The organism is Tenacibaculum sp. L6 (assembly GCF_028823685.1).
Taxonomy (GTDB): Bacteria; Bacteroidota; Bacteroidia; order Flavobacteriales; family Flavobacteriaceae; genus Polaribacter.
Genome location: NZ_JAPEHZ010000227.1, coordinates 1 through 244, shown reverse-complemented (window position 1 = coordinate 244; position 244 = coordinate 1). Strand labels below are relative to the sequence as shown.

Below are 244 nucleotides of genomic sequence, written 5' to 3'. Positions count from 1 at the left end.
CGACCATTTTTGTAACGACCCATTATATGGACGAAGCCGAATACTGCGACCGTGTTTCTATAATGGTCAATGGTAAAATTGAAGCGCTTGATACCCCAAAAAAACTAAAAGAGCATTATAAAACAGACACCATGAACGATGTGTTTTTAAAACTGGCCAGAGGATGATACGATTTGTAGGCTTTGTACGAAAAGAATTTTATCACATTTTCCGAGATAAACGTTCCCTGTTTATTTTGTTCGGA

1 pseudogene is annotated in these 244 nt (G+C 37.3%); it reads left to right on the top strand.

Features of this window, described 5'->3' with window-relative positions:
- A pseudogene (locus OU788_RS12820) lies at positions 1-167 on the top strand (ABC transporter ATP-binding protein); the annotation flags it as partial.
- Positions 168-244: the final 77 nt, after the last annotated feature.